The sequence below is a fragment of the Streptomyces sp. NPDC060031 genome (assembly GCF_042736805.1).
Classification (GTDB): Bacteria; Actinomycetota; Actinomycetes; order Streptomycetales; family Streptomycetaceae; genus Streptomyces.
Window position 1 is genome coordinate 36490 of record NZ_JBHWVM010000043.1, and the last position, 24846, is coordinate 61335.

The following is a 24846-nucleotide window of genomic DNA, read 5'->3' on the forward strand; positions in this document are numbered from 1 at the left end:
CCGGCGATCAAAGCGTGCGTGTCCGGGGACCCTGCAGGGCGGCGCCCGCGAGAACCAGGCCTGCGTATTGAGCAGTCTGTCGGGTCAGCGGCCCCAGCGCAGCGCTGCCGTCTGCACCGGCGCGTCCCACAGCCGCAGCATTTCCTCGTCGGCCCGGCACAGCGTCACCGAGCACCCCGCCATGTCCAGCGAGGTGACGTAGTTCCCCACGAGGGTCCGGGCCACCGGGACGTTCCGAGCCGCCAGCACCCGGGCCACCTCCGCGTGGAAGCCGTACAGCTCCAGCAGCGGCGTCGCGCCCATCCCGTTCACCAGGGCCAGTACCGGCCCGTCGACCGGGGCCGCTTTGGCCATGTCCTCCAGCACGGCACCCACCGCGGCCTCCGCGATCTCCCCCGCCGACATCATCGGGCGCCGCTCCCGGCCAGGCTCGCCGTGGATCCCGATGCCCAGCTCCAGCTCGCCGTCCGGCAGGTCGAAGGTGGGACTGCCCTTGGCGGGGGTGGTGCAGGCGCTCAGCGCCACTCCGAAGCTGCCCGAGGCCTCGTTGACCCGCCGGGCGACTGCGGCGACCTGCTCCAGCGGCGCGCCCTCCTCCGCCGCCGCCCCGGCGATCTTCTCGACGAAGAGCGTGGCGCCCGTGCCGCGACGCCCGGCGGTGAAGAGGCTGTCGGTCACGGCGACGTCGTCGTTGACCAGCACCCGCTCGACCCGGATGCCGTCCTCCTCGGCGAGCTCGGCGGCCATGTCGAAGTTCAGTACGTCCCCGGTGTAGTTCTTGACGACGAACAGCACCCCCTGGCCGGAGTCCACGGCCTTGGCCGCCCGCACCATCTGGTCGGGCACGGGGGAAGTGAACACCTCGCCCGGACAGGCGGCGGACAGCATTCCGTATCCGACGAAGCCGGCGTGCAACGGCTCGTGTCCGGAGCCGCCGCCGGAGACGAGACCGACGCGCCCGCCCTGCCGCGCGTCCCGCCGTACGACGACCCGGGCCTCGGCGTCCACGTCCAGTTCGGGGTGGGCCGCGGCCAGCCCTCGCAGGGCGTCCGCGACCACGGTCCCGGGACTGTTGATCAGCATCTTCATGGTGTGCCTCCCGGTCGGAGCCGGCGCATGAGGGGTCCGGCGCCGTCACGGAGCACCGGTCACCGCGCGCCGGGCGGGCGCGTCCGCGCGGGCACGCCCTACGAACAGTGTGCTGCCACGCCGCCGACATCCGCGAGAACTCGGGCGGCCGCCTCGGAGAAAGATCGAGGAACCCGAAGCGAGCACCGGCCTCCGCCTCCGCAGGACCGGACCCCGCCTTTCCGGTTCGGGCGACCCGTCTTACGCTGAACGGGGGGCTCGGGGCAGTCGAATGCCGGTCTTCGGACCGGCGGGAAGCGGGCACCCATGAAGGAGCGCCTCAAAGCCTCAGGGCTGGTCGGCGAACTCTCGGCCGAATTCGCCGGCACCATGATCCTCATACTCTTCGGCTGTGGTGTCGTGGCCCAGGTGGTCGCCGGCGGAGCCTTGACGGACCCCGCGGGCGGCCTCGGAAACCACGACAGCATCGCCTGGGCCTGGGGTCTCGGCGTGACCCTGGGCGTCTACGTCGCGGCACGGCTGAGCGGCGCCCACCTCAATCCCGCGGTGACCGTCGCCCTGGCCGCCTTCAAGGGCTTCCCGTGGAACAAGGTGGCCCCCTACGCGCTGGCCCAGCTCGCCGGAGCCTTCGTTGCCGCCCTGATCGTCCGCTGGAACTACACCGAGGCGCTGGCCAAGGCCGACCCCGGCCACACCATCAAGACGCAGGGTGTCTTCTCCACGCTGCCGGCCAACGGAAACCCGAACCTGCCGGTGACCGAGTGGGGCGCACTGCGCGACCAGATCATCGGCACCGCGATCCTGCTCCTGCTGATCCTCGCGGTCACGGACCTGCTCAACACGCCTCCCGGTGCCAACCTCGCCCCGTTCATCGTCGGCCTGATCGTCGTGGCGATCGGCATGGCCTGGGGCACCAACGCCGGGTACGCGATCAACCCCGCCCGTGACCTCGGCCCCCGGCTGGCCAGCTTCCTCACCGGGTACGGCACGGCATGGAGGGATCAGTACGGGAACTTCTACTTCTGGGTGCCGATCATCGGCCCGCTGATCGGCGGTCTGCTGGGAGCCGGTCTCTACAAGTTCTTCATCGGCAGGTTCCTGCCGACCGCCGAACCGGAGCCCCCCGGACGCGTACCGGTACCGGACGAGAGCTGACCCGATCCGGGGCGGCCGGACACCACCCGTTCCGTCCCGGACGACGGCCCCGACACACGGCATCCCAAGAGGAGGCGGCACCCCATGGCTGACTTCGTCGGCGCAGTGGACCAAGGCACCACGAGCACCCGTTTCATGATCTTTGACCACGCCGGCAACGAGGTGGCGCGGCACCAGCTGGAGCACTCCCAGATCCTCCCGCGCTCGGGGTGGGTCGAACACGACCCGGTGGAGATCTGGGAACGCACCAACTCCGTGATCCAGAACGCCCTCCGGCACGGAAACCTCGACGCCTCCGACCTGGCGGCCGTCGGCATCACCAACCAACGCGAGACGACCGTCGTCTGGGACCGCCGCACCGGCCGCCCGTACTACAACGCCATCGTCTGGCAGGACACCCGTACCGACTCCATAGCCGCCGCACTGGAGCGCGGCGGCCAGGGCGACGTCATCCGCCGTAAAGCGGGGCTGCCACCGGCCACCTACTTCTCCGGCGGCAAGATCCAATGGATCCTGGAGAACGTCGACGGCGTGCGGGAGGCCGCCGAGCACGGCCACGCCCTCTTCGGCAACACCGACTGCTGGGTGCTGTGGAACCTCACCGGCGGACCCGACGGCGGCGTCCACGCCACCGACGTCACCAACGCCAGCCGCACGATGCTCATGGACCTGGAGACCCTCGACTGGGACGACGAACTGCTCGGCTTCTTCGGCGTACCCCGGGGCATGCTGCCCACCATCAACCCGTCCTCCCACCCGGAGGCGTACGGGCAGACCCGCACCTCCCGGCCGCTGCGCGAGGCCATTCCCATCACCGGTGTCCTCGGCGACCAGCAGGCGGCCACCGTCGGGCAGGTCTGCTACGCGCCCGGCGAGGCGAAGAACACGTACGGAACCGGCAACTTCCTGGTGCTCAACACCGGGACGGAACTGGTCCGCTCGCAGCACGGCCTCCTGACCACCGTGGCGTACCAGTTCGGCGACGACCCCGTGGTCTACGCCCTCGAAGGATCCATCGCGGTCACCGGCTCCGCCGTGCAATGGCTGCGCGACCAGCTGAAGATCATCGGCGACGCAGCCGAGAGCGAGCGCCTGGCACGCACCGTCGAGGACAGCGGCGGCATCTACTTCGTCCCCGCCTTCTCCGGCCTGTTCGCCCCGTACTGGCGCTCCGACGCCCGCGGGGCGATCGTCGGCCTGGCCCGCTACCACGACAACGGCCACTTGGCGCGGGCCACCCTGGAGGCCATCTGCTACCAGACCCGCGACGTGGTGGAAGCCATGGAGCAGGACTCCGGCGTCCACCTCGACGTGCTCAAGGTCGACGGCGGAGTCACGGCCAACGACCTGTGCATGCAGACCCAGGCCGATGTCCTCGGCGTACCGGTCAGCCGTCCCGTGGTCGCCGAGACGACCGCGCTCGGCGCCGCCTACGCGGCCGGGCTCGCCACCGGCTTCTGGCGGGACACGGACGAACTGCGCACCCACTGGCAGGAGTCCAAGCGCTGGAACCCCGAGTGGTCGCAGGAACGGCGCACGGAAGGGTACGAGGGCTGGAAGCGGGCGGTGGAGCGCACGCTCGACTGGGCCAAGGTCGAATAGGTTCCGGCCGCGCGCCCGCAGCACTGAGGAGGAGACCATGGTCGATCCGGTGGCCCTCTCACCCCAAGCCCGCACGCAGGCCCTCGCCGGCATGGGACAGGGCGAACTCGACGTCCTCGTCGTCGGTGGCGGCGTCGTCGGCAGCGGGGCCGCCCTGGATGCCGCCACCCGGGGCTTGAGCGTCGGACTCGTCGAAGCCCGCGACTGGGCGTCGGGTACGTCCAGCCGCTCCAGCAAACTCATCCACGGCGGCCTGCGCTACCTGGAGATGCTCGACTTCCGCCTCGTCGCCGAAGCACTGAAGGAACGGGGCCTGCTGCTCCGGTTCCTCGCCCCCCACCTGGTACGGCCGGTGCCGTTCCTCTACCCCCTGCAGCACCGCTTCACGGAGCGCCCGTACGTCGGCAGCGGCGTGCTGCTGTACGACGCGATGGCCCGGGCCTCCGGCACCTCCGGAGGCCTGCCCCACCACCGCCACCTGAGCAAACACCGGGCCCTGCGCGAGGCACCTGCCCTGCGCTCCGACGCCCTGGTGGGCGCCATCCAGTACTGGGACGCCCAGGTCGACGACGCCCGGCACACCCTGTTCCTCGCCCGTACGGCCGCCTCGTACGGGGCACTGACCGCCAACCGCACCCGCGTCAGCCGCTTCCTGCGACAGGGCGAGCGGGTGGTCGGCGCCGTCGTCACGGACCTGGAGAGCGGCGACGAGACGCAGGTGCGGGCCAAGCAGGTCATCAACGCGACCGGGGTGTGGACGGACGACACCCAGGCCATGGCCGGCACCCGCGGCCAGTTCCACGTCCGCGCGTCCAAGGGCGTCCACCTGCTCGTCCCCCGCGACCGCATCAACTCCCGCACCGGTCTGATCCTGCGGACCGAGAAGAGCGTGCTGTTCGTCATCCCCTGGGGCCGGCACTGGATCATCGGGACCACCGACACCGACTGGACCCTCGACAAGGCCCACCCCGCCCTCAGCTCCAAGGACGTCACCTACCTGCTGGAACACGTCAACAGCGTCCTGGCCACCCCCCTGGTCCCCGAGGACGTCGAGGGCGTCTACGCCGGCCTGCGCCCCCTGCTGTCCGGCGAGGCGGCGGAGTCCAGCAAGCTGTCCCGGGAGCACCTCGTCGCCCATCCGGTGCCCGGACTCGTCGTGGTGGCGGGCGGCAAGTACACCACGTACCGGGTGATGGCCCGGGACGCGGTCGACGAGGCCGCCCGTGCCCTGGACGAGAAGGTCCCCGACTGCGTCACGCACCGCGTTCCGCTGCTGGGCGCCGACGGGTACCCGGCGCTGTGGAACGCGCGGCACGGGCTTGCCGAGCGCTCCGGGCTGCATGTCGCCCGCATCGAGCACCTCCTGAACCGGTACGGCTCCCTGGCGCCCGAACTGCTCGCCCTGGTGGCGGCCGACCCCTCGCTCGGCGAGGCACTGCCGAGCTCCGACGACTACCTGAGGGTCGAGGCCGTGTACGCGGTGACCCACGAGGGAGCCCGCCACCTGGAGGACGTCCTCGCCCGGCGCACCAGGATCTCCATCGAGTCCTGGGACCGCGGGGTGGACGCGGCGCCGACCGTGGCCCAGCTGATGGCGCCCCACCTGGGATGGGACCGGGCGCACCGGGACCGCGAGGTCGACCACTATCTCAAGCGCGTGGCCGCCGAGCGCGAGGCCCAGCAGCAGCCGGACGACCGGACCGCCGACGCGGTGCGGCTCGGCGCCCCCGACATCATCCCGGTGAACTGATGCCATCGAGGTTGAGTGGTGCGGGCGCTCACCGGGACTCCGCGCCTCAGGGCTCACACAGGCGTACGGCGAGGGCCGCGATGTCGTCGTCTAGGTGTCCTCTGGTGTAGCGGAGGAGGTCGCGGTGAAGGGCCGTGAGCAGTTCGCGGGGCGGCGTCGGGGGCTGTCGACGCATCCAAGCTGCCAGCGGGAAGAACTCGCCGTCGCGGGCGCGGGCCTCGGCGATCCCGTCGGTATAGAGGAGCAGCAGGTCGCCAGGGGCGAAGTCGAAGGTGTCGACGTTGTAGTGATCGCCGATCAGCTCCGCGAGGCTGAGCAATGGCGAGGGGGTGGCGGACTCGAGGACACGGAGTTTCCTGCGGTTCAGGAGAATCGGCGGGGGGTGTCCGCAGTTGAGGATGTCGATGTGTCTGCCCTCGTGCGGGATCTCGACGAGAAGGGCCGTGGCGAAGCGCTCCATCGGCCCGTCGGGGGGAAAGGCCGCGTTGTAACGGGTGCTGCTGACGTCCAGCCTGCGTGCGACGTCGACCATGTCGCTCTCGGCGTAGGCCGCCTCCCGGAAGGCGTTGACGATGGCCGCGGCCGCCCCCACCGCCGGCAGGCCCTTGCCCCGCACGTCACCGATGAGAAGCCTGACCCCGTACGGCGTGTCGACCACCTCGTAGAAGTCGCCGCCGATGCGGGCCTCCGCCGCGGCCGCGAGGTACAGCGACTCGATCTCGACATTTCCGAAGCGGCGTGGCATGGGGCTCAGCACCACCTGTTGCGCCGCGTCGGCGACGAGCCGTACCTGGAAGAGGGTGCGCTCCCGCTGGAGCCTCACGTGGCTTCCGTACGCGGCGGCCACGGTGACCGCGATGATCCCCGCGGCCGTCCACCACGTCCCCAGGTCGGGGAAGACGAGGCCGAGGCCGATCATCAGGAGGAGGCAGACCGTCCCGAGCAGGACGGTGGGGAGGACCGGCCACATGGCGGCGGCTAGCGCTGGCGCTGCGGGCAGGAGACGGCTGAAGGCCATTTCCGGCGGTGTGGCGTAGGCCAGGCTGGCGATCACGATGGTCAGAATGACCGGCGACAGCCGCACAAGCCTGCCCCGGCCGTAGCGCCGACGAACCCGCGGCCGTCCAGACTCGATCACACTTCCCAGAATATCTGCGCAATAAGGGCATAGCGCGCTGACGAACAGACTCCGTACCTTGCTGTCACCGACAAACCCTTGCTGGACAAGACACGGGCCCTGCGGACCCGGGCGGGGAAAGGAGTCTGAAATAGAACGTGTGGACGAAAGCTTCACAGAGAAGAGCCACCCTCCACCGAACGGTGGTCGGCTGGCTGGAGTGGCAGCTCGGCCAGACCCGCGAGGCCCTTGCACGCCTGGAACAGGCGCGGACGGGTTTCTCAGGCGAGGACGTTGACGGCCCGGGCGATGACGAGTCCGAGGATGACCAGGGAGACGATGGACTGGAGGGTCATGACGGCCTTGGCCCAGAGAGCGAGGGGCATGACGTCGGTGGGACTCAATGCGGTGGAATTGGTGAATCCGAGGTAGAGGTAGTCGCCGTAACGGGGACGCCAGTGCGGGGCGTTCAGTTCGGGGCTGAGCTGTTGGGGAAAGGCGAGTGCGGGAGTGGGGGGCATACGGTGGGCCCGGGCGGCCGGCCCGCCGCTGTCGAGTTCGAAGTACAGCAGGGAGAACGCGAGGACGGTGGAGGCCCAGACGCTGCCGCCGGCCAGCAGGAGGGCACCGGCGGAGTCGGTCTCGCTCCCGCCGTGCACAAGATCGTCGATCAGCTGGACGGTTGACCAGATGGCGCCGCACGCCAGCACGGTGACCAAGGCGATCGACACTGCGCGCAAGGCGGCCGAGCGGCGGCCGATCCGAACGGGGTCGCCCGAGATCAGCGCCACCAGGAGCAGTCCTTCTGCGAGGGGGAGCGCCCATCGGGGCCCCAGGCGCAAGTCGTCGGGCAGAAGCAGGGTCAGCACCGCGGAAGCGATGACTGCTGCGGCCATCGGCCAGCGGGTCTCGCCGTACACCGCAGGCTGCGGCTCCGGCTCGTGCGGATCGCTCGCACGGTCCATATCGGAGGGGTTGTGTCCGGTCACGGCCGACTGCTGCCCGGGCTCGGTGGCGGGGTCAGATCGCGCTGTGCGCCGCGGTCACCCGGCGCCGGGGGCCGCGGGCGACGAGCGCGCGGTCCGCGCCGGCGGAGTCCGGGGTGTCGTGCAGCGGGAGGCGCTCTGCGGCCGCGTCGACGGCACGGCGGGGGGCGATGGTCGCCCATGATGTCGCGCTCATCTGCGGCTCCTCGATGGTGAAGGCGTGTGGCGGCGGCTGCCTCGACGACCGTTCTTCGCTCGCTCGGACTCGAGGCTGGATCTTGGACCCCACCGTAGACCGGGTGAACACGGCGGCGTGGCCGACACGCTCCGCACTCCAGGCCTTCCGAAGCGTCATGCCTCGACGGACCTTCGGCGTCGGGGAGAAGGCCGTACGGCGCGAGATCCACCGGAAGGTCGGGTGGGACCCATCAGGCACCGCGCGTCCTCGCCGACCCGGGCGAAGCGATGGGACGTCACCGGGCGGGGCCCGGTCCAGCGGATGCGCCGTGCCCTCGCTCGCCGGGTACCAGCAGTACGAGCGTGTCTCCCGGTTCGGACGGCGGTCTGGTGTCCACCGTGACCGGATCGAGGCGGCCGTCCAGCCGTACCAGGAACAGCAGGTCAGAGCCGGGCGGCAGGGCACCGCCGACGGGCTGCGCCCGGACGGCCGCCCCGTCCTCGTAACTGCGGGAGAAGTACGACCAGGTCATGTCCGCGCCGAACAGAGCCTCGCCACCGATGAACGGTGCCACCACGCCGTGGCTCTCCTGCGGTGCACGGAGGCGGTGGACCTCACCTTCCACGCTGCCGCTCAGAACGGTCGCCGCCAGTGCGTTGAAATGGGCCTCGGCGGTAAGGAAGAACACCCCCGTGAGGCCCTCCAGCTCGGCGCCCTCGCCGCTGGCGCCGGCCAGCAGCTCGCTGGGGGCGAGCTCGATCCCCGCCTGTTCGATACGTTCGCGCTGCTGGTCGTCGCCCGACCACATCAGTGGCTCCGGCCCCGCCGACCGCAGGGCGAGAGCCAGGTCGATCACCCAGGGGTCTCCGCCGACCAGCAGGGGTCGCGAGCGGGACGGGCGCACAACGCCCAGGCGCCGGGCCACGGTCGAGGCGGTCAGGCCGTAGACCGTCACGGTCGCGACGATGACGACGAACGTGGCCGGCAGGATCTTCGACGCGCCACCGATCCCGTTGGCCACCAGGTCGGCCGAGAACGTCGACGCGGTGGCGGCCGCGACGATACCGCGCGGCGCCATCCAGCCGACGAAGCAGCGCTCACCGCGCGTCAGGTCCGTGCCGATCGTGGAGACCGCGGCGACCAGGGGTCTGACGACCAGTACGAGGACTGCCGCGAGACCGAGCGCGGGCAACCCCACGTGGAGCAGCGAGTGCGGGGTGACGGTGGCCGAGATCGAGATGAAGAGCAGGCCGAGGATCAAGCTGACCAGGGTCTCGAAGAACGGTCGGCGTGCCCGGACGTCCACGCCCAGAACGTTGGAGACGGCCAGGCCCATGACCACCGCGGCGATGAGGCCCGTGTCCTCGCGCAGGACGTCGCAGAGCGCCGCCACACCGATCACCGCAGCGAGCTGCGCCGTGGTGCCGAGCATCTCGCCGAGCCGCAGCACCCGCAGCAGTCCCCACAGCAGCAACGCCCCGAGCACTCCCCCGGCAACGCCGACGCCCGCGCTGGCCAGGAAGCCCGCAGCCCCGCTGACGACACTGCGACCGGTGGTCGCCACGACCGCGTGGAAGACCAGCGCTCCCAGGATGCCCCCGACCGGGTCGATGAGGGAGCCCTCCCAGACCAGGACGTGCTGGAGCCGTTCCTTGGGCCGCACGAAGGCGAGCAGCGGTCCGACGACGGTCGGCCCCGAGACCACGAGGATCGCGCCGATCATGACGGCCGCCTGCTGGGACACGCCCAGCAACGGAGCGGCGACGAGGCTGCCGAGCAACCAGGTGATCAGGACACCGGTCCAGAGCAGTCTGACGACGACACGGCGGGTGTGCCCCTTCAGCTTCGCCAGGTCCAGCCCGAGGCCGGCGTCGTAGAGGATCACTGCGACGGCCAGTGACACGAGAGGGGAGAAGGCCTCCCCCAGCAGCCGCTCGGGGTTGATCTCGTCGACCAGCGCGCCGGCGGCGAAGCCCACCGGCAGCAGGACGATGAGGGCCGGAATGCGCAGGCTCCGGGCCAGGATCTGGGATCCGACGGCGAGGACCACCGTCAGACCCAGGCCGATGAGCACCTCGTTCGTCGTCACTGTCAGGCCCTCCGATGTGGTCTGCCGGTCAGCCGTGCGACCGACGGGCTCTGTCCTCGGCGGGGAGGGGACAGATGGCGGTCGGCGGGGCGGCTGGGGCAGCAGCGGTCACCAGGACGAGGGGGATCCCCCAGCCGGATGGGGATCCGGATCGTGCACCACGCCTCACTCCTCCCACGGCGTGATCCCCCAGTGGACGGTGTGGCGCGCGCCGGGCGCCAGAGCGACGAGCCCCGTGCCGCTGCGGAAGGCGTCCGGCGGGCAGGTCATGGGCTCGACGGCGATCGCGCGACGCCGCTCCCCCGGTGGCAGGGTGTCGCCGGTGTAGAGCTGCACGTAGTCGGCGCCCGGCCCGAGCCATACATCCGTACCGAAGGCGCCCGACGGGTGGGCCAGGCGGACCACGGCCCGCCCGTCCGTGTCCCGGTCCAGGTCGCCGAAGGGGGTGTCCAGTCGAAGCGCTCCGACCGCGCGCGGTGCACGCAGGTCGTACGCCGTCCCGGCGACCGGCTCGGCGGCCACGGGCAGACCGCGCTCGTCGGTGATCAGCCGAGTCCGTGCGGGGACGGTCAGCACCGCCTCGTCGACGGCCGCGGTGCCCGCCGTGACGTAGGGATGCTGGCCGAAACCGTAGGGCGCGGCGAGCGCGCCGAGGTTGCGCGCCGTGACGGCAACCTCAAGACCACCGTCACCGAGGGTGTACTCGACACCGACATGGAGGTGGAAGGGATAACCCGGCTGCGGCCAGAGCTGCACCTCCAGTGCGGCCCGGCTGTCACTCTCCTCCACCACCCGCCAGGAGAGCCAGCGGAGCAGCCCGTGGAGGGCGTTGCCGGCGGCCGGCTCGGTGAGCGGCAGTTGCAGCTCCTGTCCGTCCCAGCGGTACCGGCCGTCCCGGATCCTGTTGGGCCACGGCGCGAGGATCTGGCCGCGGCCTCCGGTGATCAGGTCCTGTGCCGCGAATCCGTCGATCACGGCGCGCTCACGGACGGTGTACGACCGGAGCGCAGCGCCCAGCTCGACGACGACGACCTCGTGCGAGCCGTGTCGGAGCGTCAGCTGGCGTCCGGTGCGGCTCTCCTGCACGCATGGCCTCCTTGGTCCGCCCGGGTGACGATCCGAGACGCGGGCGTGGTCGTGGCTTGTGGTAGCGGCCTCCGTCCGGAGCATGCGGCTGCGCGCCTGGCCGGTCAAGCGCGACACGTTGCCGCGGGCGGGGTCGCTCGGCCTTTCGCCCGCTCGCGCCACGGGCAGCCGATGCCCTACCCGCCCCGCGCGCCTATGCCGCGTCGGCCGATGCGTCGCCAGACAGCCCGTTGGAACCTGAGCGTCAGCACGCCCACCAGGATCAGCAGCACGATGTTCAGCAGGAGCTGGAAGAGGGATCCGCGCGCCTCGCTCCAGCTGGAGAACGCGCAGGAGACGCCGATGTCGGCGGCAGCGGGGATGGTGGTGACGGAGATGAAGACGCCGAGCAGCGCGCTCGTTCTGGACTGGGTGAGCGACATGATCCCGACGATGCCGGCCAGCACCGCGACGACGACGGAGAAGACGTTGGGGGCGTCGATCAGTGTCGAGACCGGCCTGATGCCCAGGTCGAACGCCCTGGGCTGCAGTCCGAGGCCCCGGATCGCCCACGAGAACAGGAACGTCACCACAACGGCCAGTGTGAATCCCGCGGTCAGGGCGAAGAGGCCCTGCCGGATCCTGACGCGGTTGCCGTGGTTGATGCCCAGCGCGACGCTCGTGATGGCGCCGTATTCCGGTCCGACGACCATCGCCGCGACGATCAGGATCTGGGAGTTGGTCAGGATCCCCACCGATCCGATGACGCCCGCGATGGTCAGATAGACGTAGAAGCTCGGCAGGTAGGTGCCCTCGGCGCGAATGCGCGCCTCGACCTCCTCCCAGATCGGTGTGTGCGCGAGCGCCCCCAGTTGCTGCTCCTCCGCCTTGGCCGCGGTGGCCGAGAGAGCCATCTCGACCGGCTCGATGACGATGGATCCACGGTGGTCGAGCTCCAGCTCGCGCAGACCGCGCAGCAGGGTGTTGGCCGCGCCCGCCAGGATGTCGCACTCGACCGCGTCGCCGTCGGGATTGTGCGCCAGGCCGGGGAGAACGACCCGGTTGAACACGTAACGGTCGTCGGCCAGCAGCTCCAGCGCAGCGGGGGTGAGGTCAGGCGGGCTCACCAGCCGGACGTGGATCATCTCCATGTGCCACCTCCATCGTTCGGCCGTCGGCCGCACGGAAGGCGCCACGGTGCGAATCGTCGAGCTCGGGCCCACGGGCCCCGCCCGGGCCGGCCCAGTCAGTAACACCCGCCGGGCCGGTGGTCGGCAACCCGAGCTCGGTCGCCATGGCGTGGCGAGGACGACCGGGGTGAGCGATGGTGGATCTGCAGGAGCATCTGCCGAGCCTCCGGAGTGATCATGGACCGCTACCCACCCATCGCCGAGCACGGACTGGTGGGCGACCTGCAGACCGCCGCCCTCATCTCCTCGAAGGGTGTCGTCGACTGGTTCGCCGCTCCCAGGTTCGACTCTCCCAGCATCTTCGCCGCCCTGCTCGACCACGACGGCGGTGGATACTTCGAGCTGGCTCCCGAGCACCCGGACGCGACCTGCAAACAGCTCTACTACACCGACACGGCCATCCTGGTGACCCGCTTCATGTCGCCGGACGGCGTGGGCGAAGTGATCGACTTCATGCCTCCGGACCAGACCCGCACCGCCACCGACCGGCACACCCTGGTCCGCGCGGTGCGCTGCGTGCGGGGGACGGTCGACTTCACGCTCGACTGCCGGCCGCGCTTCGACTACGGCCGGGCCGAACACCAGCTCGAACTAGACGGCACCAGCGCCGTGTTCCGGGCTCCCGGCATCGATGCGCACCTGCAGGCCACCTTCCCGCTGGAGCGGGAAGGCCAGGACGTGCGGGGCAGGGTGAGGCTGAGCGCCGGCGAATCCGGCGGCGCCGTCTTCACCGTGTGCGCGTCCGGCGGCGAGGCGCCCACGCCGCCCACGGTCGAGGACGTCACCGCGCAGTTCTGGCACGTCGCCGGGTTCTGGCAGAACTGGCTGCGCCAGTCCCGCTACCGGGGCCGCTGGCCCGAACAGGTGCACCGCTCGGTGATCACCCTCAAGCTCCTCACCTACGCTCCCACCGGCGCCCTGGTCGCGGCGGCCACGATGGGTCTGCCCGAGCAGGTCGGCGGAGAGCGCAACTGGGACTACCGGTTCACGTGGGTCCGCGACGGCGCTCTGTCCGTGCGGGCGATGCTCGACCTCGGCTTCGTCGAGGAGGCCACCGCCTTCGTCCACTGGCTGGTGGATAGGCTGGGCGAGCGCGAGGGCCAGGAGGGAGAGCCTCTCCAGACGATGTACCGCGTCGACGGCGACCCCGACCTGCTGGAGGAGACGCTCGACCACTTCGAGGGCTACCGGGGCTCCTCCCCGGTCCGCATCGGCAACGGCGCTGCCGACCAGCTCCAGCTCGACATCTACGGCGAGGCGCTCTACGCGTTGTCCCAGGGATACGAGATCGCCCAGCAGGCCAGTTACAAGGGGTGGAAGACGCTGGCGAAGGCTCTGGACTGGTTCGCCGAAGCCTGGGACCGTCCGGACGAGGGCATCTGGGAAACCCGCGGCGGCCGGAAGGACTTCACCTACAGCCGGCTGATGTCCTGGGTCGCCTTCGACCAGGGGCTGCAGATCGCCGAGCGTTTCCGGCGGCCCGCCGACCTGGAGGGATGGCGCAAGGCGAGGGACGCCATCTTCGAGCAGATCATGCAGCGTGGCTGGAGCGAGAAGGAGCGCTCCTTCGTCCAGCACTACGACGGCGACGACGTCCTGGACGCCTCCCTCCTGCTGATGCCCAGGGTCGGTTTCATCGCTCCCAAGGACGCGGCCTGGCTGTCCACGCTGGACGCGATGGACCGCAAGCTCGTCTCCGACAGCCTCGTCTACCGCTACGACCCGGCGGCATCACCCGACGGGCTGCGCGGCTCGGAAGGCACCTTCAGTCTGTGCACGTTCCTCTACGTGGACGCGCTGGCCCGGGCGGGGCGGCTGCCTCTGGCCCGGTACACCTTCGAGAAGATGCAGACCTACGCCAACCACGTCGGTCTCTTCGCCGAGGAGGTCGGTCCGAGCGGGGAGCAACTGGGCAACTTCCCCCAGGCGTTCACCCACCTGTCCCTCATCATGGCCGCCACCACCCTCGACAAGGCGCTCGACGAGGAACAGGGACGCTGACCATGCTCACGCCGGCCTCTGCGGCGGGGCCACCGCGGCTGAGCGCGGCCGAGTTCGCCGCGCTCTACGCACGCGTCCGCCGCAGGGCCGGCGCCCTCCCCGGCGCCCCGCAGCGCGGTGCCCTTGAGGACATCACCCCGCGCCACGTGCTGGCGGCGGCAGCCGAGGTACGGTCCGGCCGAACGGTGACGATGGCGGCGCAGGTGGAGACGGAGCGGGGGCCCGACGATCCCGAGCCGTGCGAGCACGTCATGACCGGCGCCGTGCGGGGTGGGATCGAATCCACCGGGCTCCAGTTCGCCAGGGACCGCATCACGATGAACGTTCACGGGGACGCCGACAGCCATGTCGACGCGCTGTGTCACGTGATCTACGACGGCACGCTGTACGGCGGCGTGGACGCGAACAGCGTCACGGCGAGCGGCGCCACGGCCCTGTCCATCGAGGTGGCTCGCGACGGAATCGTCGGCCGCGGCGTCCTGCTGGACATTCCGCGGCTGCGCGGGGTGCCGTGGCTCGAACCAGGCGATCACGTGACCGTTGACGACCTCACCGCGGCGGAGCGTGCCCAGCACGTCCGGGTGAACGAGGGCGACCTCCTCTTCGTCCGGGTCGGCCACCGCCGGCGCCGCGCCGAGCTGGGTGCGTGGCACGCGGCGGACCTGCGCGCCGGCCTCCATCCGTCCGCGGTGGAGTTCCTGAGGGACCGGCGGGTCGCGGTGCTCGGCAGCGACGGGAACCACGACACCGCGCCGAGTTCCACCGAGGGCGTCGATTTCCCCGTGCACGTGCTGGCGATCCACGCCATGGGCCTCCACCTTCTGGACTACCTGCAGTTCGAGGACCTCGTGGAGGTCTGCGAGGCGGAAGGGCGCTGGTCGTTCCTCTGCGTCATCGCCCCGCTGAGGCTGCCGGAGGCCACTGGCTCGCCGGTCAATCCGATCGCCGTGTTCTGAGGCCGGTTCGAGCCGGCCGGACCAGGCTGGGAGGAACGTCATGGGAGCAGCGTCCCCGGTGCCGCCCGTCGTGGTCGTCATGGGTGTCTCGGGAGCGGGGAAGTCCACCGTCGGACGGCTGCTCGCCGACCGCCTGGCGGTGCCCTTTGCGGAAGCGGACGACTTCCACTCGGCCGCGAACCGCGCCAAGATGGCCGCCGGGCGGCCTCTCGACGACGAGGACCGCCGGCCGTGGCTGCTGTCCCTCGCCGACTGGATCCGGGAGGCGACGGCCTCCGGTCGGGGCGGGGTGATGGCCTGCTCGGCACTCAAGCGCGAGTACCGGGATCTGTTCCGCCGAGCGGGCGCGGGCGTCCTGTTCCTGTACCTCGCGCTCGACCGGGCCTCCGCCGCACAGCGGGTCGACGGACGCCGGGGCCATTTCATGCCCGCACTGCTGGTGGACTCCCAGTACGCCACCCTCGAACCGCTGCAGCCTGACGAGCCCGGTGTGACCCTGGACGCGACAGCCGGTGCGCCGAGCATCGTCGACGAGGCAGCGCACGCGGTGCGGGCGACCGGGTGAAGCGGACCGGCGATGGGTGCCCCTCCGGTCGCCGCCACCGGGATTGCCGGATAGCGTCGGATCGGCACGGAATGTCCCACGTATGCAGGTGTTACATCGACACCCACACCACGGGCCCTTCGGGCGGGCGCTACGGCGGGGGCAACCGACAACTCCTAGAACGGGGCCCCGCATGGCCGACGATCAGCACTACGACGTCATCATCATCGGTACGGGAGCGGGTGGCGGCACGCTCGCCCACCGGCTGGCCCCCACCGGCAAACGGATCCTGGTCCTGGAGCGCGGCGACTACCTGCCCCGCGAGCGGGACAACTGGGACTCCACGGCCGTCTTCGTCAAGGGCAAGTACCGCGCCCCCGAGTTCTGGTACGACAAGCACGGCGAGGCGTTCCCCCCGGAGGTCAACTACTACGTCGGGGGCAACACCAAGTTCTACGGCGCCGCGCTCTTCCGCCTCCGTCCCGAGGACTTCGGCGAGCTGCGCCACCACGACGGCCTCTCGCCGGCCTGGCCGATCCGCTACGAGGATCTGGAGCCGTACTACACACAGGCGGAGCAGCTCTATCTCGTACACGGACGGCACGGCGAGGATCCGACGGAGGGCCCGGCCAGCGGCCCGTATCCCCACCCCCCGGTGGAGCACGAGCCGCGCATCCAGCAGCTCAGCGACGACCTGGAGAAGAAGGGGCTCCACCCCTTCCACCTGCCCATCGGGGTGAACCTGACCCAGGACGAGAACGGCCGGGCCACCCACGACAGCGTGTGCATCCGCTGCGACCGGGTGGACGGCTTCCCCTGTCTGATGGGCGCGAAGTCCGATGCCCAGGTGATCTGCGTCGATCCGGCGCTGACGTACGACAACGTGACGATGGTGACGGGCGCCAACGTCCGGCGTCTGGAGACCGACCCGACCGGGCGCACCGTCACGAGCGTCGTCGCCGAGCTCGGCGACGGGTCGACGGCGGGATTCAGCGCCGACATCGTCGTCGTCGCCTGCGGGGCGGTCAACTCCGCCGCTCTGCTGCTGCGTTCGGCGAACGACAAGCACCCCGGCGGCCTGGCCAACAGCTCGGACGTCGTGGGGCGCCACTACATGCGGCACAACAACCTGGCGCTGATGGCGGTGTCGAAGGAGCCGAACCCCACCAAGTTCCAGAAGACACTGGCGCTCAACGACTGGTACCTCGGGGCGGACGACTGGGACTTTCCGCTCGGTGGCATCCAGATGCTGGGCAAGTCGGACGCCGATCAGATCCATGGCGAGGCACCGCGCTGGGCCGGCGCGGTCGCCCCGGACATGCCGTTCGAGATGCTCGCGCACCATGCCGTCGACTTCTGGCTCTGCGGGGAGGACCTGCCGCTGTCCGACAGCCGCGTCACCCTCGACAAGAACGGCGACATCCACCTGGCCCTCGACGAGAAGAACAACATCGCCGGGCTCAAGCGCCTCCAGCACAAGCTCAGAGGGATGCTCGGACACTTGGGCATGCACGAACACCACCTGCTGCCGCACAGCATCTACCTCCACAAGGGCATGCCCATCGGGGCCACCGCCCACCAGGCCGGCACGGTCCGGTTCGGCTCCGACCCGCGCAGCTCGGCCCTGGACGTCGACTGCAAGGCCCATGACCTCGACAACCTCTACGTCGTGGACACGAGCTTCTTCCCCAGCATCGGCGCGGTGAACCCGTCACTGACCGCCATCGCCAACGCCCTGCGGGTCGGCGACCGCCTCATCGAGCGGATGCGCTGACGGACGCAGCAGGCGCCACGACAGGGCCGAGGAGCCCCGGCTACGCGTCGTCCCCGGGCGCTCCGGCCGCCTGGGTGTCGGCGTCGGTGAGGGGCTCCAGCTGGCCCAGTGTGTCGAGCCGGTAGAGCAGCACCAGCGCAGGGCCGACCAGCACGATCGCGATGCCCGTGACGATCACCAGCCAGTGCAGGGTGGCAGGGGCGCCCGCGGCGTCGGCCACCGTCAGCGAGGTGGGCAGCAGGTAGGGCCGCTGCGCGAAGCCCCAGGCGCCGACGGTGAGGGCCACGCTCGCCGCGGAGGTGTAGCGGGTCCAGCCGTAGGAGCGGCGTACCAGAAGGAACACCGTGGCCAGCCCGCAGACGGCGGCCAGGATGACCAGCAGCAGTCCCAGGCCCCCGGTGAGGCCGTCCCAGACGTGCCGGGCGTCGTCATGGGTGACGGGCAGGGCGATGAGCGCGAGGACGACGACCGCGGCGAAGGCGAGCAGCGCCCGGCGGCGGAAGTAGTCGACGAGGTCGTCCGCACCGAACCGGCGGGCGTCGGAGCAGAGGAACACCGCCCCGAGGAACGCGACGGCGGCGACGGCCAGCAGACCCGTGAGGACCGAGGTCGGGTTGGCCCAGGCGTCCGCGGAGGCGGTGGTCCCGACCGCGACCCGTCCGGCGGCGATGCCGCCGAGCACCGCTCCGAGGAAGAAGGGCGTGACGAGCGAGGAGACGGCGAACACCGCACCGTAGATGCGCCGTTGGGCCAGTCGGTGGGTCGGCTTGCGCAGGGCGAACCCGGCGCCCCTGAGTACCAGGCCGACGGCCGCGAGCGCGAGCGGCAGCCACATCGCCCCGAAGACAGCCTGGAACATCGTCGGGAAGCCGGTCCACATGATGATGAAGACGAAGATCAGCCAGACGTTGTTGACCTCCCAGACGGGGGCCATCGCGTGATCGATCAGCCAGCGGGGCCTCTTGCCGCGCTCCGCGCCGCCGGCCAGGAGGTCCCAGAAACCCGCGCCGTAGTCGGTACCTCCGCCACAGGCGTACGCCGCGATGACGACCACCAGCACCCCGGCGATGAATTCCGCCATCAGGACGCACCCCCAACGTTTCGGTCGGAGCCGCCGGCGGACACTGCCCCGCCGGCCGCGGCCCCGGGCTCATCTCTGGGTCCGTAGGGGGTGTCGGCCTCCGGGGCCGGTGCGCCGTGCGCGGCGGCCGGAGTCTCGTCAGCGATGCGCCAGCGGGTGCGCATCTTCAGGACGACGGCGATGAACGCGCCGAACACCATCACGTACACGACGATGACGAGGCCGAGCATCGCCCACAGGGATCCGGCGCGCGTGCCGGTCACCGCCTCCGAGACCCTCATCTGGTTGTACACGATCCAGGGCTGACGACCCACCTCGGTGGTGATCCAGCCGCACTCCACAGTGAGCAGGCACGCGGCTCCCGCGACGGCGGCACAGCGGAAGAACCAGCGGCTGCGGGGAAGCTCCCGGTGCCGCAGCCAGCTCCACCCGTACCACAGCGCGAGCAGGATCAGCAGGCTGCCGACGGTGACCATGATGTCGAAGGCCCAGTGGGCGATGGTGGCCTGGACGGCGGTGGGCCGGTCGGACTCCGGCACCGCCGTCAGCCCGGTCACCTGGGTACTCGGCTTGAAGCCGGCGAGGATCGAGTCCAGCTGGGGGATCTTGATCCCGCCGGAGATCGTCCCGTCGCTGTTCAGCCGTCCGAACAGGTACTCCGGGACGTGCGTGTCGGTCTCCCAGACGAGTTCCGTGGCGGCGAACTTGACCGGTTGCTTGTGGAAGACGGCGCGGGCGGCGGAGTCGCCGACCATGAACTGGACGGGTGTGAGGATCGCGGCCACGGTGAACGGCAGCGTGAAGCCGAGCCGGTGGTACCGGTCGCGTCGCCCGCGCAGCCAGCCCACGGCGTACACCCCGGCGACCACGTACCCGGCGGTCATGAACATCGCGACCACGAAGTGCCAGTACTCCGGGCCGAACATCGGCGTGAAGATCGCCTGTCGTACCTCGACGTCGACGGGCTTGCCCTGGCTGTCAAGGCTGAACCCCCGCGGGGTGTTCATCCAGGCGTTGGCCGCGATGATTCCGAACGCCCCCATCAAGGCCGCCAGCGGCAACGGTGCGCCCAGCCAGAAGTGGGTCCACGGCTTCAGACGCCGCCATCCGTAGAGGTAGATGGCGATCAGCACGGCTTCCAGGAAGAACGCCCACGCCTCGACGCCGAACCCGAGTCCGAAGACGTCACCCCAGCGCCCCATCATGCCGGGCCACAGCAGACCGAGCTCGAAGGACAGAACCGTGCCGGTGACGACGCCGATGGCGAACTGGACGGCCATCACCGCGGACCATCGCCGCGCCAGCTTGAGCGCGACGGGGTCGCCCCGGCGCAGCCCCCGGTAATGCATCAACAGCGTGATGAACGGCAGCGCCACTCCGAAGGGAACCAGCAGGATGTGCGAACCGAGGGTGAAGGCCATCAGCTCACGAGCCGGCAGGAGTTGGGGCGGCGCATCCGCCAGGTGGATCACTGTGCTGAACATGTGTGCCTCATTGGTCTTGCCCGCGGACGGCGGGGGCTGAGAGGGCCGTGACGCGGACGGAGGGGCACCGTGGAGCTGTCCTCACCCGCGTGACGCACCATCCGGCCCGCGTGTGCACTCGGCTGCACGTCGCCCGGCTGCCCGGGTCCCGTACGGGCGGTCAGCCTCCGGTGGCGAAGCCGGGGAAGAGCGTCATCCCACCGTCGACGTAGAGCGTGGTGCCGACGACGTAGTCGAGAAGGTCGGAGGCCATGGCGACGACGGCGTTGGCGATGTCGTCCGGGTCACCCACACGGCGGTACGGGATCAGCCGCAGGAGATCGGCCTCGGCCTCAGGGGTGGACCAGGCGTCGCGGTTGATCGGTGTGCGGATCGCGCCGGGTGCGACCGCGTTGACCCTGATCCGCTGGGGGGCCAGCTCCTGGGCGAGCGTCTGCATCAGCATGCCCACACCGCCCTTGGAGGAGGCGTAGTTGACATGCCCCGCCCACGGAATGATCTGGTGGACCGAGCTCATGCAGATGATCTTCCCGGCCGACCGGGACACCTCTTCCACCACGCCGCGCCGCACGAACTCCTTGGCGGCCTCCCGGGCACAGAGGAACTGGCCGGTCAGATTGACGTCGATGACCTTCTGCCACTGGGCGAGCGTCATCTCCGTCAGGGCCGCGTCCCGTTGGAGGCCGGCGTTCGCCACCATGATGTCGATGGTGCCGAACTCCTCCACCATCCGGGCCACCATGGCGACCACCTGATCCTCGTCGGACACATCAGCCTCATGGGCGTAGGCACGGACCCCGAAGTCCTTGATCTGCGCCACGACCTTCTCCGCCTCGTCCGCGCCGACGACGTAGTTGACCACGACGTCCGCTCCGGCCCGGCCCAGGGCGACGGCGGTCGCCAGGCCGATGCCCGAGTTGGCACCCGTCACCAGCGCCTTCTGGCCTTTGAGCAACTGCACGGACCCGGCCGCGCGGCTCATGTCGTCTCTGGTTGCCACGATCTCTCCTTAGGCAGGTTGAACGGAGCGCCCACCCCCAGCAGGAAAGCCCGACCGGCGACGCATGCAGAGGGGCTGACCCTCAGTTGTCCCCGGAACGGGCGCACAGGAGCGGCCACCGGCCCGGGCACAGACGAAAGCACCCCGCACCGTGGCGGGACGCACCGGCGCGCCACGCAGCCCCATTTCGGCCGGGCAGGTCCCACGGTCGGGCTACACGCGGGGTGGCACCCCTCATGGGATCGGCGGTGGCCCAGCGAACGGCCGCGCCAGGACGCGGCCAGGACCGAGTACGTGGTGCGCGACGCCGAACCGACGCCCCGCCGCACTGTGGCGGCGTGGCGACGGGCAGCGGATGACAAACCGGATAGTCTCGTCCGTCGTGGGGGAATCGCTCGTCGAGCCGCTGAGCCCAGGAGGACCCCATCGCCGGGACGAAGTCGGAAGACGCCGTGTCCCCGTCGGCGAGTCAGCCCCAGGAAGCCGACCAGTTGCAGAGCATGCTGCGCCGGCCCGAGTACCGCAAGGCGCTGTTGTTCTGCGGCCTGATCGGTATTCCAGTGTCGCTGATCGCGTTCTGGTTCCTCGTGGCGATCCACCAGCTGGAACGGCTCGTCTGGACGGACTGGCCCAAGGATCTGGGCTGGGAACAGCCCCCCTGGTGGTGGGGGTTCCCCCTCATGCTGGTGGCCGGAGTGGCCGTCGGTCTGGTCGTCACGCGGCTTCCCGGACGGGGCGGGCACATCCCGGCGGGCGGCTTGCACTCGGGCGGGATCACGAAGGACGCCCTGGCCGGTGTCGTCATCGCCGCCGTGTTCAGCCTGCCGCTCGGCGCCGTGCTGGGCCCCGAGGCACCACTGATCGCCCTGGGCAGCGGTACGGCCCTGCTTTTCGCCAGCCTGGTACGGGCGCCCCAGACCAAGGCGAGCACGGCGTTGCTCGGCGCGGCCGGCGCCGCAGCAGCCATCGCTGCGCTCTTCGGGAACCCGGTGGTGGGCGCGGTGCTGCTGATGGAGGTGGCCGGAGTGGGCGGGCCGCAGCTGTTCGCGGTGATGCTGCCGGCCCTGCTGGCCAGCGGGGTCGGGGCACTGGTGTTCACCGGGTTCGTCCACTGGACCGGCTTGCCGACCGGGAGTTTGGACATCGGCCTGCCCAAGGCGCCGCTGCTCGACGCGGGGGACGTGCTGTGGGTGCTGCTGCTGGCGCCGGCCCTCGCACTCCTGATCCACGTGGTCTTCGTGGGCGGGAGGCTGGCGGCCGGATTCGTGTCGTCCTGGACGGTACGGAACACCACCCTCTGCGCGCTCGGCGCGGCGGGCTGCATGGCCCTCTACACGGTCGCCACCGGCCGTTCGCCCTCCGAGGTCGCCTTGTCCGGGGAGGACGCGCTGGGCGAGATGGCCCAGGACCCGCACGCCTGGCCGGTGGGCGCCCTCGTTGCGGTGCTGGTGTTCAAGGCCCTCGCGTACTCGCTCTGCCTGGGAAGCCTGCGGGGCGGTCCCGTCTTCCCCGCGCTGTTCCTGGGCGGGGCGGCCGGCGCCCTGCTGGCACCGCTGCCCGGCTTCGGCCTGGTGCCGGCGATGGCGGCCGGGATGGCGGCGGCGGTCACCGCGGCACTGCGTCTGCCCGTCAGCAGCGTGGTCCTGGTCGTCCTCCTGCTGGGCAACACGGAAACGGTCGCGATCGTGATGCTGGCGGCGGTCCTGTCCTTCGTCCTGACCCAGCTGCTGCCGCAAGGCCCGCCGATCCCCGCTTTCAGCGAGTCGTCCGCCGGGCGAGCGCCTGGTCAGTAGTCGTCGCGGCCATGATGAGCGACGCCTTGTACGCGTCCTTCCTCCCGACGGTGTGGCGGGCTCTGCGCAGCCGGTCGGCCCGCGGGAGGGACATGGGGACACGGGGACGTGCCGTCAGCGGAGGGGGAGGCAGTCCCTGGGCGTCAAGCCCCAGCGGTACGCCCCCGCGCGCGCGGTCATCCCCTCCCCCGCCCAGCTCCGCGACATACGCACCGCCGGTGACGACCGGTTCCCGCTGATCGCCGACCGGCCCGCCCAAGCCGCCGGCTCCATCGGCGAAGCCGCCCAGATCCTTGACGTCGGCCCGGTCGCACAACTCACGTAGGGGGCCGCGACCGTGCTGAGCGAAGGCCACGCCCGGGCGGTCGGTGCATCACGTCGAGGCCGTTGTCCGTAATCCGCCGTACGGTCGGGGCACCAGCCCCTCCGATCAGACTCCTGGATGCGCCCCGACCAGCGTGAAGCCCCGCGGCCGGGTGCGCTGAGCCGCCTTCCCCCGGAGCTGTGGTTTGGCTGTGAAGCGACGTACGGGAGGGGCTCGGGGTGCGGTGTGAGTGCCGACAAGTTCTATATTCGTATGAACCATCCACGCGCGGCCCTGCTGCGGTGAGCAGGGGGGGAGACGATGGCGATGGCCGACACCGACGCCGTTGCAGGCACCCGGACGGAATCCCGGAGCAGCCGCAAAGTACGCAGGAAGGCACAGAACCGCAGGCGCCTGGGCATAGGCGTGGCCGTGATCGCCCTGGGCGGCGCCGCCGCCACCGCGTACGCCTTCACGGCGGGCTCCTCGGGGACCACCGAGCGCGACGCGAAGCTCGCGGCACCGGGTGCTGCGGCCGGCGGGGCCGCCGACAAGGGCGCGGAAAAGGCCTGGGACGGCAAGGTCAAGGTCCTGGGAGACGGCTCCACCTCCTACACCGGACCGCAGCCGGGACAGCTCAAGCCCGAGCGGCTGAAGCCCGGCGAGAAGCCGCCGCAGTTCGTGGTGTTCTCCTGGGACGGCGCACTGGAAGGCGACGACCACCTCTTCTCCCACTTCCGCCAGGTGGCCCGGGAGAACAAGGCCCACATGACCTTCTTCCTCACGGGCATCTACCTGCTGCCGGAGAACAAGAAGACGCTCTACCGCCCGCCCCAGCACGGTGAGGGAGCGGCCGCCATCTCGTACCCGACCGTCCCGCACATCAAGTCCACCCTCGGACAGCTGCGCGGCGCCTGGAACGACGGCAACGAGATCGGTTCACATTTCAACGGGCACTTCTGCGGGCCCAAGGGCGGCGGGGAGTGGAGCCCCGCCGAATGGAAGAGCGAGACGGACCAGACGTACTCGTTCATCAAGAACTGGAAGACCAACACCGGCTTCACCAAGGAGGCGCCGCTGCCCTTCGACCCGGACCGGGAAGTGGTCGGCGGCCGTGCGCCGTGCCTTGAGGGCCAGAAGAACCTCCTGACCGCGATCAAGCCGTACGGCTGGCGCTACGACGCGAGTTCCTCGGGAGACTTCCAGCTGTGGCCGTCCAAGCAGGACGACATATGGAACTTTCCCCTCCAGCTCGTGCCATTGCAGGGCAAAGAAGTGCAGGTCCTCTCCATGGACTTCAACTTCCTCTACAACCAGTCGGGCGACAGCACCCAGGGCGACCCGGCGAAGTTCGCAGGGTGGCAGGCGCAGGTCCGGGGCTCGTACATGAACGGCTTCAACCGTGTCTACAACGGCAGTCGGGCGCCGATGTTCATCGGCAACCACTTCGAGGACTGGAACGGCGGCATCTACATGAAGGCCGTCGAGGACGTCATGAAGGACGTCTGCCCGCGCCAAGACGTGCGCTGCGTGTCGTTCCGGGAGCTGGCGGACTGGCTCGACGCACAGGACCCGAAGGTTCTGGGCCAGCTGCGCATGCTCGACCCCGCACAGGCGCCGGACTGGACCGCGCTGATCAAGTAGTCGGGCCCCGGCGGCCGCCGGACCCGGGCCGGCGGCTGCCGGGC

General features: G+C 70.5%; 19 protein-coding genes. 9 read left to right on the forward strand and 10 right to left on the reverse strand.

Annotation, left to right across the window (positions count from 1 at the left end; genetic code table 11):
• Positions 1-84: 84 nt before the first annotated feature.
• Positions 85-1089 (reverse strand): dihydroxyacetone kinase subunit DhaK, encoded by a 1005-nt coding sequence (gene dhaK, locus ACFWB8_RS20365; protein WP_385228604.1) that lies wholly within the window; start codon positions 1087-1089, stop codon positions 85-87.
• A gap of 306 nt (positions 1090-1395) precedes the next feature.
• On the opposite strand from dhaK, the gene ACFWB8_RS20370 reads away from it, so the two are divergent.
• The 3 genes from ACFWB8_RS20370 to ACFWB8_RS20380 all read left to right on the forward strand — a co-directional run bounded on the left by ACFWB8_RS20370 (position 1396) and on the right by ACFWB8_RS20380 (position 5596).
• Positions 1396-2244, forward strand: coding sequence for an MIP/aquaporin family protein (locus ACFWB8_RS20370; protein ID WP_385228607.1), 849 nt, complete (start codon positions 1396-1398; stop codon positions 2242-2244).
• 84 nt (positions 2245-2328) lie between these two features.
• On the forward strand, positions 2329-3846 hold the full coding sequence (gene glpK / locus ACFWB8_RS20375; protein WP_385228610.1) for a glycerol kinase GlpK: 1518 nt from the start codon (positions 2329-2331) through the stop codon (positions 3844-3846).
• 37 nt (positions 3847-3883) lie between these two features.
• The gene (locus ACFWB8_RS20380; RefSeq protein WP_385228613.1) at positions 3884-5596 is read left to right on the forward strand and encodes a glycerol-3-phosphate dehydrogenase/oxidase; all 1713 of its coding nucleotides are present in this window, start codon (positions 3884-3886) and stop codon (positions 5594-5596) included.
• A 46-nt stretch (positions 5597-5642) separates the two neighbouring features.
• Here the strand turns inward: ACFWB8_RS20380 and ACFWB8_RS20385 are convergent, their stop codons facing one another.
• From ACFWB8_RS20385 to ACFWB8_RS20410, 6 genes are all read right to left on the reverse strand, one after another.
• Positions 5643-6734, reverse strand: coding sequence for a PP2C family protein-serine/threonine phosphatase (locus ACFWB8_RS20385; RefSeq protein ID WP_385228616.1), 1092 nt, complete (start codon positions 6732-6734; stop codon positions 5643-5645).
• Between the two features lie 260 nt (positions 6735-6994).
• Positions 6995-7702 carry a hypothetical protein gene (locus ACFWB8_RS20390; RefSeq protein ID WP_385228619.1) on the reverse strand — a complete coding sequence of 236 codons (708 nt, stop codon included), beginning with the start codon at positions 7700-7702 and terminating at the stop codon, positions 6995-6997.
• Positions 7703-7733: 31 nt separating this feature from the next.
• Positions 7734-7895, reverse strand: a complete 162-nt coding sequence (locus tag ACFWB8_RS20395) for a hypothetical protein (RefSeq protein ID WP_385228622.1) — start codon at positions 7893-7895, stop codon at positions 7734-7736.
• A gap of 277 nt (positions 7896-8172) precedes the next feature.
• On the reverse strand, positions 8173-9966 hold the full coding sequence (locus ACFWB8_RS20400) for a cation:proton antiporter (RefSeq protein ID WP_385228625.1): 1794 nt from the start codon (positions 9964-9966) through the stop codon (positions 8173-8175).
• A gap of 165 nt (positions 9967-10131) precedes the next feature.
• Positions 10132-11052, reverse strand: coding sequence for an aldose 1-epimerase family protein (locus ACFWB8_RS20405; protein WP_385228629.1), 921 nt, complete (start codon positions 11050-11052; stop codon positions 10132-10134).
• 176 nt (positions 11053-11228) lie between these two features.
• Complete coding sequence (locus ACFWB8_RS20410; RefSeq protein WP_385228633.1) at positions 11229-12182, reverse strand: DUF389 domain-containing protein; 954 nt, start codon at positions 12180-12182, stop codon at positions 11229-11231.
• A gap of 216 nt (positions 12183-12398) precedes the next feature.
• Between ACFWB8_RS20410 and ACFWB8_RS20415 the strand changes: the two genes are divergently transcribed.
• From ACFWB8_RS20415 to ACFWB8_RS20430, 4 genes are all read left to right on the forward strand, one after another.
• Positions 12399-14222, forward strand: coding sequence for a glycoside hydrolase family 15 protein (locus ACFWB8_RS20415; protein WP_385228636.1), 1824 nt, complete (start codon positions 12399-12401; stop codon positions 14220-14222).
• A gap of 2 nt (positions 14223-14224) precedes the next feature.
• Complete coding sequence (locus ACFWB8_RS20420) at positions 14225-15178, forward strand: cyclase family protein (RefSeq protein ID WP_385228639.1); 954 nt, start codon at positions 14225-14227, stop codon at positions 15176-15178.
• A gap of 40 nt (positions 15179-15218) precedes the next feature.
• Positions 15219-15743 (forward strand): gluconokinase, encoded by a 525-nt coding sequence (locus tag ACFWB8_RS20425; RefSeq protein ID WP_385228642.1) that lies wholly within the window; start codon positions 15219-15221, stop codon positions 15741-15743.
• 172 nt (positions 15744-15915) lie between these two features.
• Positions 15916-17496 (forward strand): GMC oxidoreductase, encoded by a 1581-nt coding sequence (locus ACFWB8_RS20430; RefSeq protein ID WP_385228645.1) that lies wholly within the window; start codon positions 15916-15918, stop codon positions 17494-17496.
• A gap of 40 nt (positions 17497-17536) precedes the next feature.
• On the opposite strand, the gene ACFWB8_RS20435 is transcribed toward ACFWB8_RS20430, so the two are convergent.
• The 3 genes from ACFWB8_RS20435 to ACFWB8_RS20445 form a co-directional block, all read right to left on the reverse strand.
• Positions 17537-18577 carry a cytochrome d ubiquinol oxidase subunit II gene (locus tag ACFWB8_RS20435; protein WP_385228648.1) on the reverse strand — a complete coding sequence of 347 codons (1041 nt, stop codon included), beginning with the start codon at positions 18575-18577 and terminating at the stop codon, positions 17537-17539.
• Positions 18577-20061 (reverse strand): cytochrome ubiquinol oxidase subunit I, encoded by a 1485-nt coding sequence (locus ACFWB8_RS20440; RefSeq protein ID WP_385228651.1) that lies wholly within the window; start codon positions 20059-20061, stop codon positions 18577-18579. Before ACFWB8_RS20440 ends, ACFWB8_RS20435 begins: the two co-directional genes overlap by 1 nt.
• A gap of 160 nt (positions 20062-20221) precedes the next feature.
• Positions 20222-21043 carry an SDR family oxidoreductase gene (locus ACFWB8_RS20445; protein WP_385228657.1) on the reverse strand — a complete coding sequence of 274 codons (822 nt, stop codon included), beginning with the start codon at positions 21041-21043 and terminating at the stop codon, positions 20222-20224.
• A gap of 518 nt (positions 21044-21561) precedes the next feature.
• On the opposite strand from ACFWB8_RS20445, the gene ACFWB8_RS20450 reads away from it, so the two are divergent.
• Complete coding sequence (locus ACFWB8_RS20450) at positions 21562-22854, forward strand: chloride channel protein (RefSeq protein ID WP_385228661.1); 1293 nt, start codon at positions 21562-21564, stop codon at positions 22852-22854.
• A gap of 631 nt (positions 22855-23485) precedes the next feature.
• Complete coding sequence (locus ACFWB8_RS20455) at positions 23486-24802, forward strand: hypothetical protein (protein ID WP_385228654.1); 1317 nt, start codon at positions 23486-23488, stop codon at positions 24800-24802.
• Positions 24803-24846 lie beyond the last annotated feature (44 nt).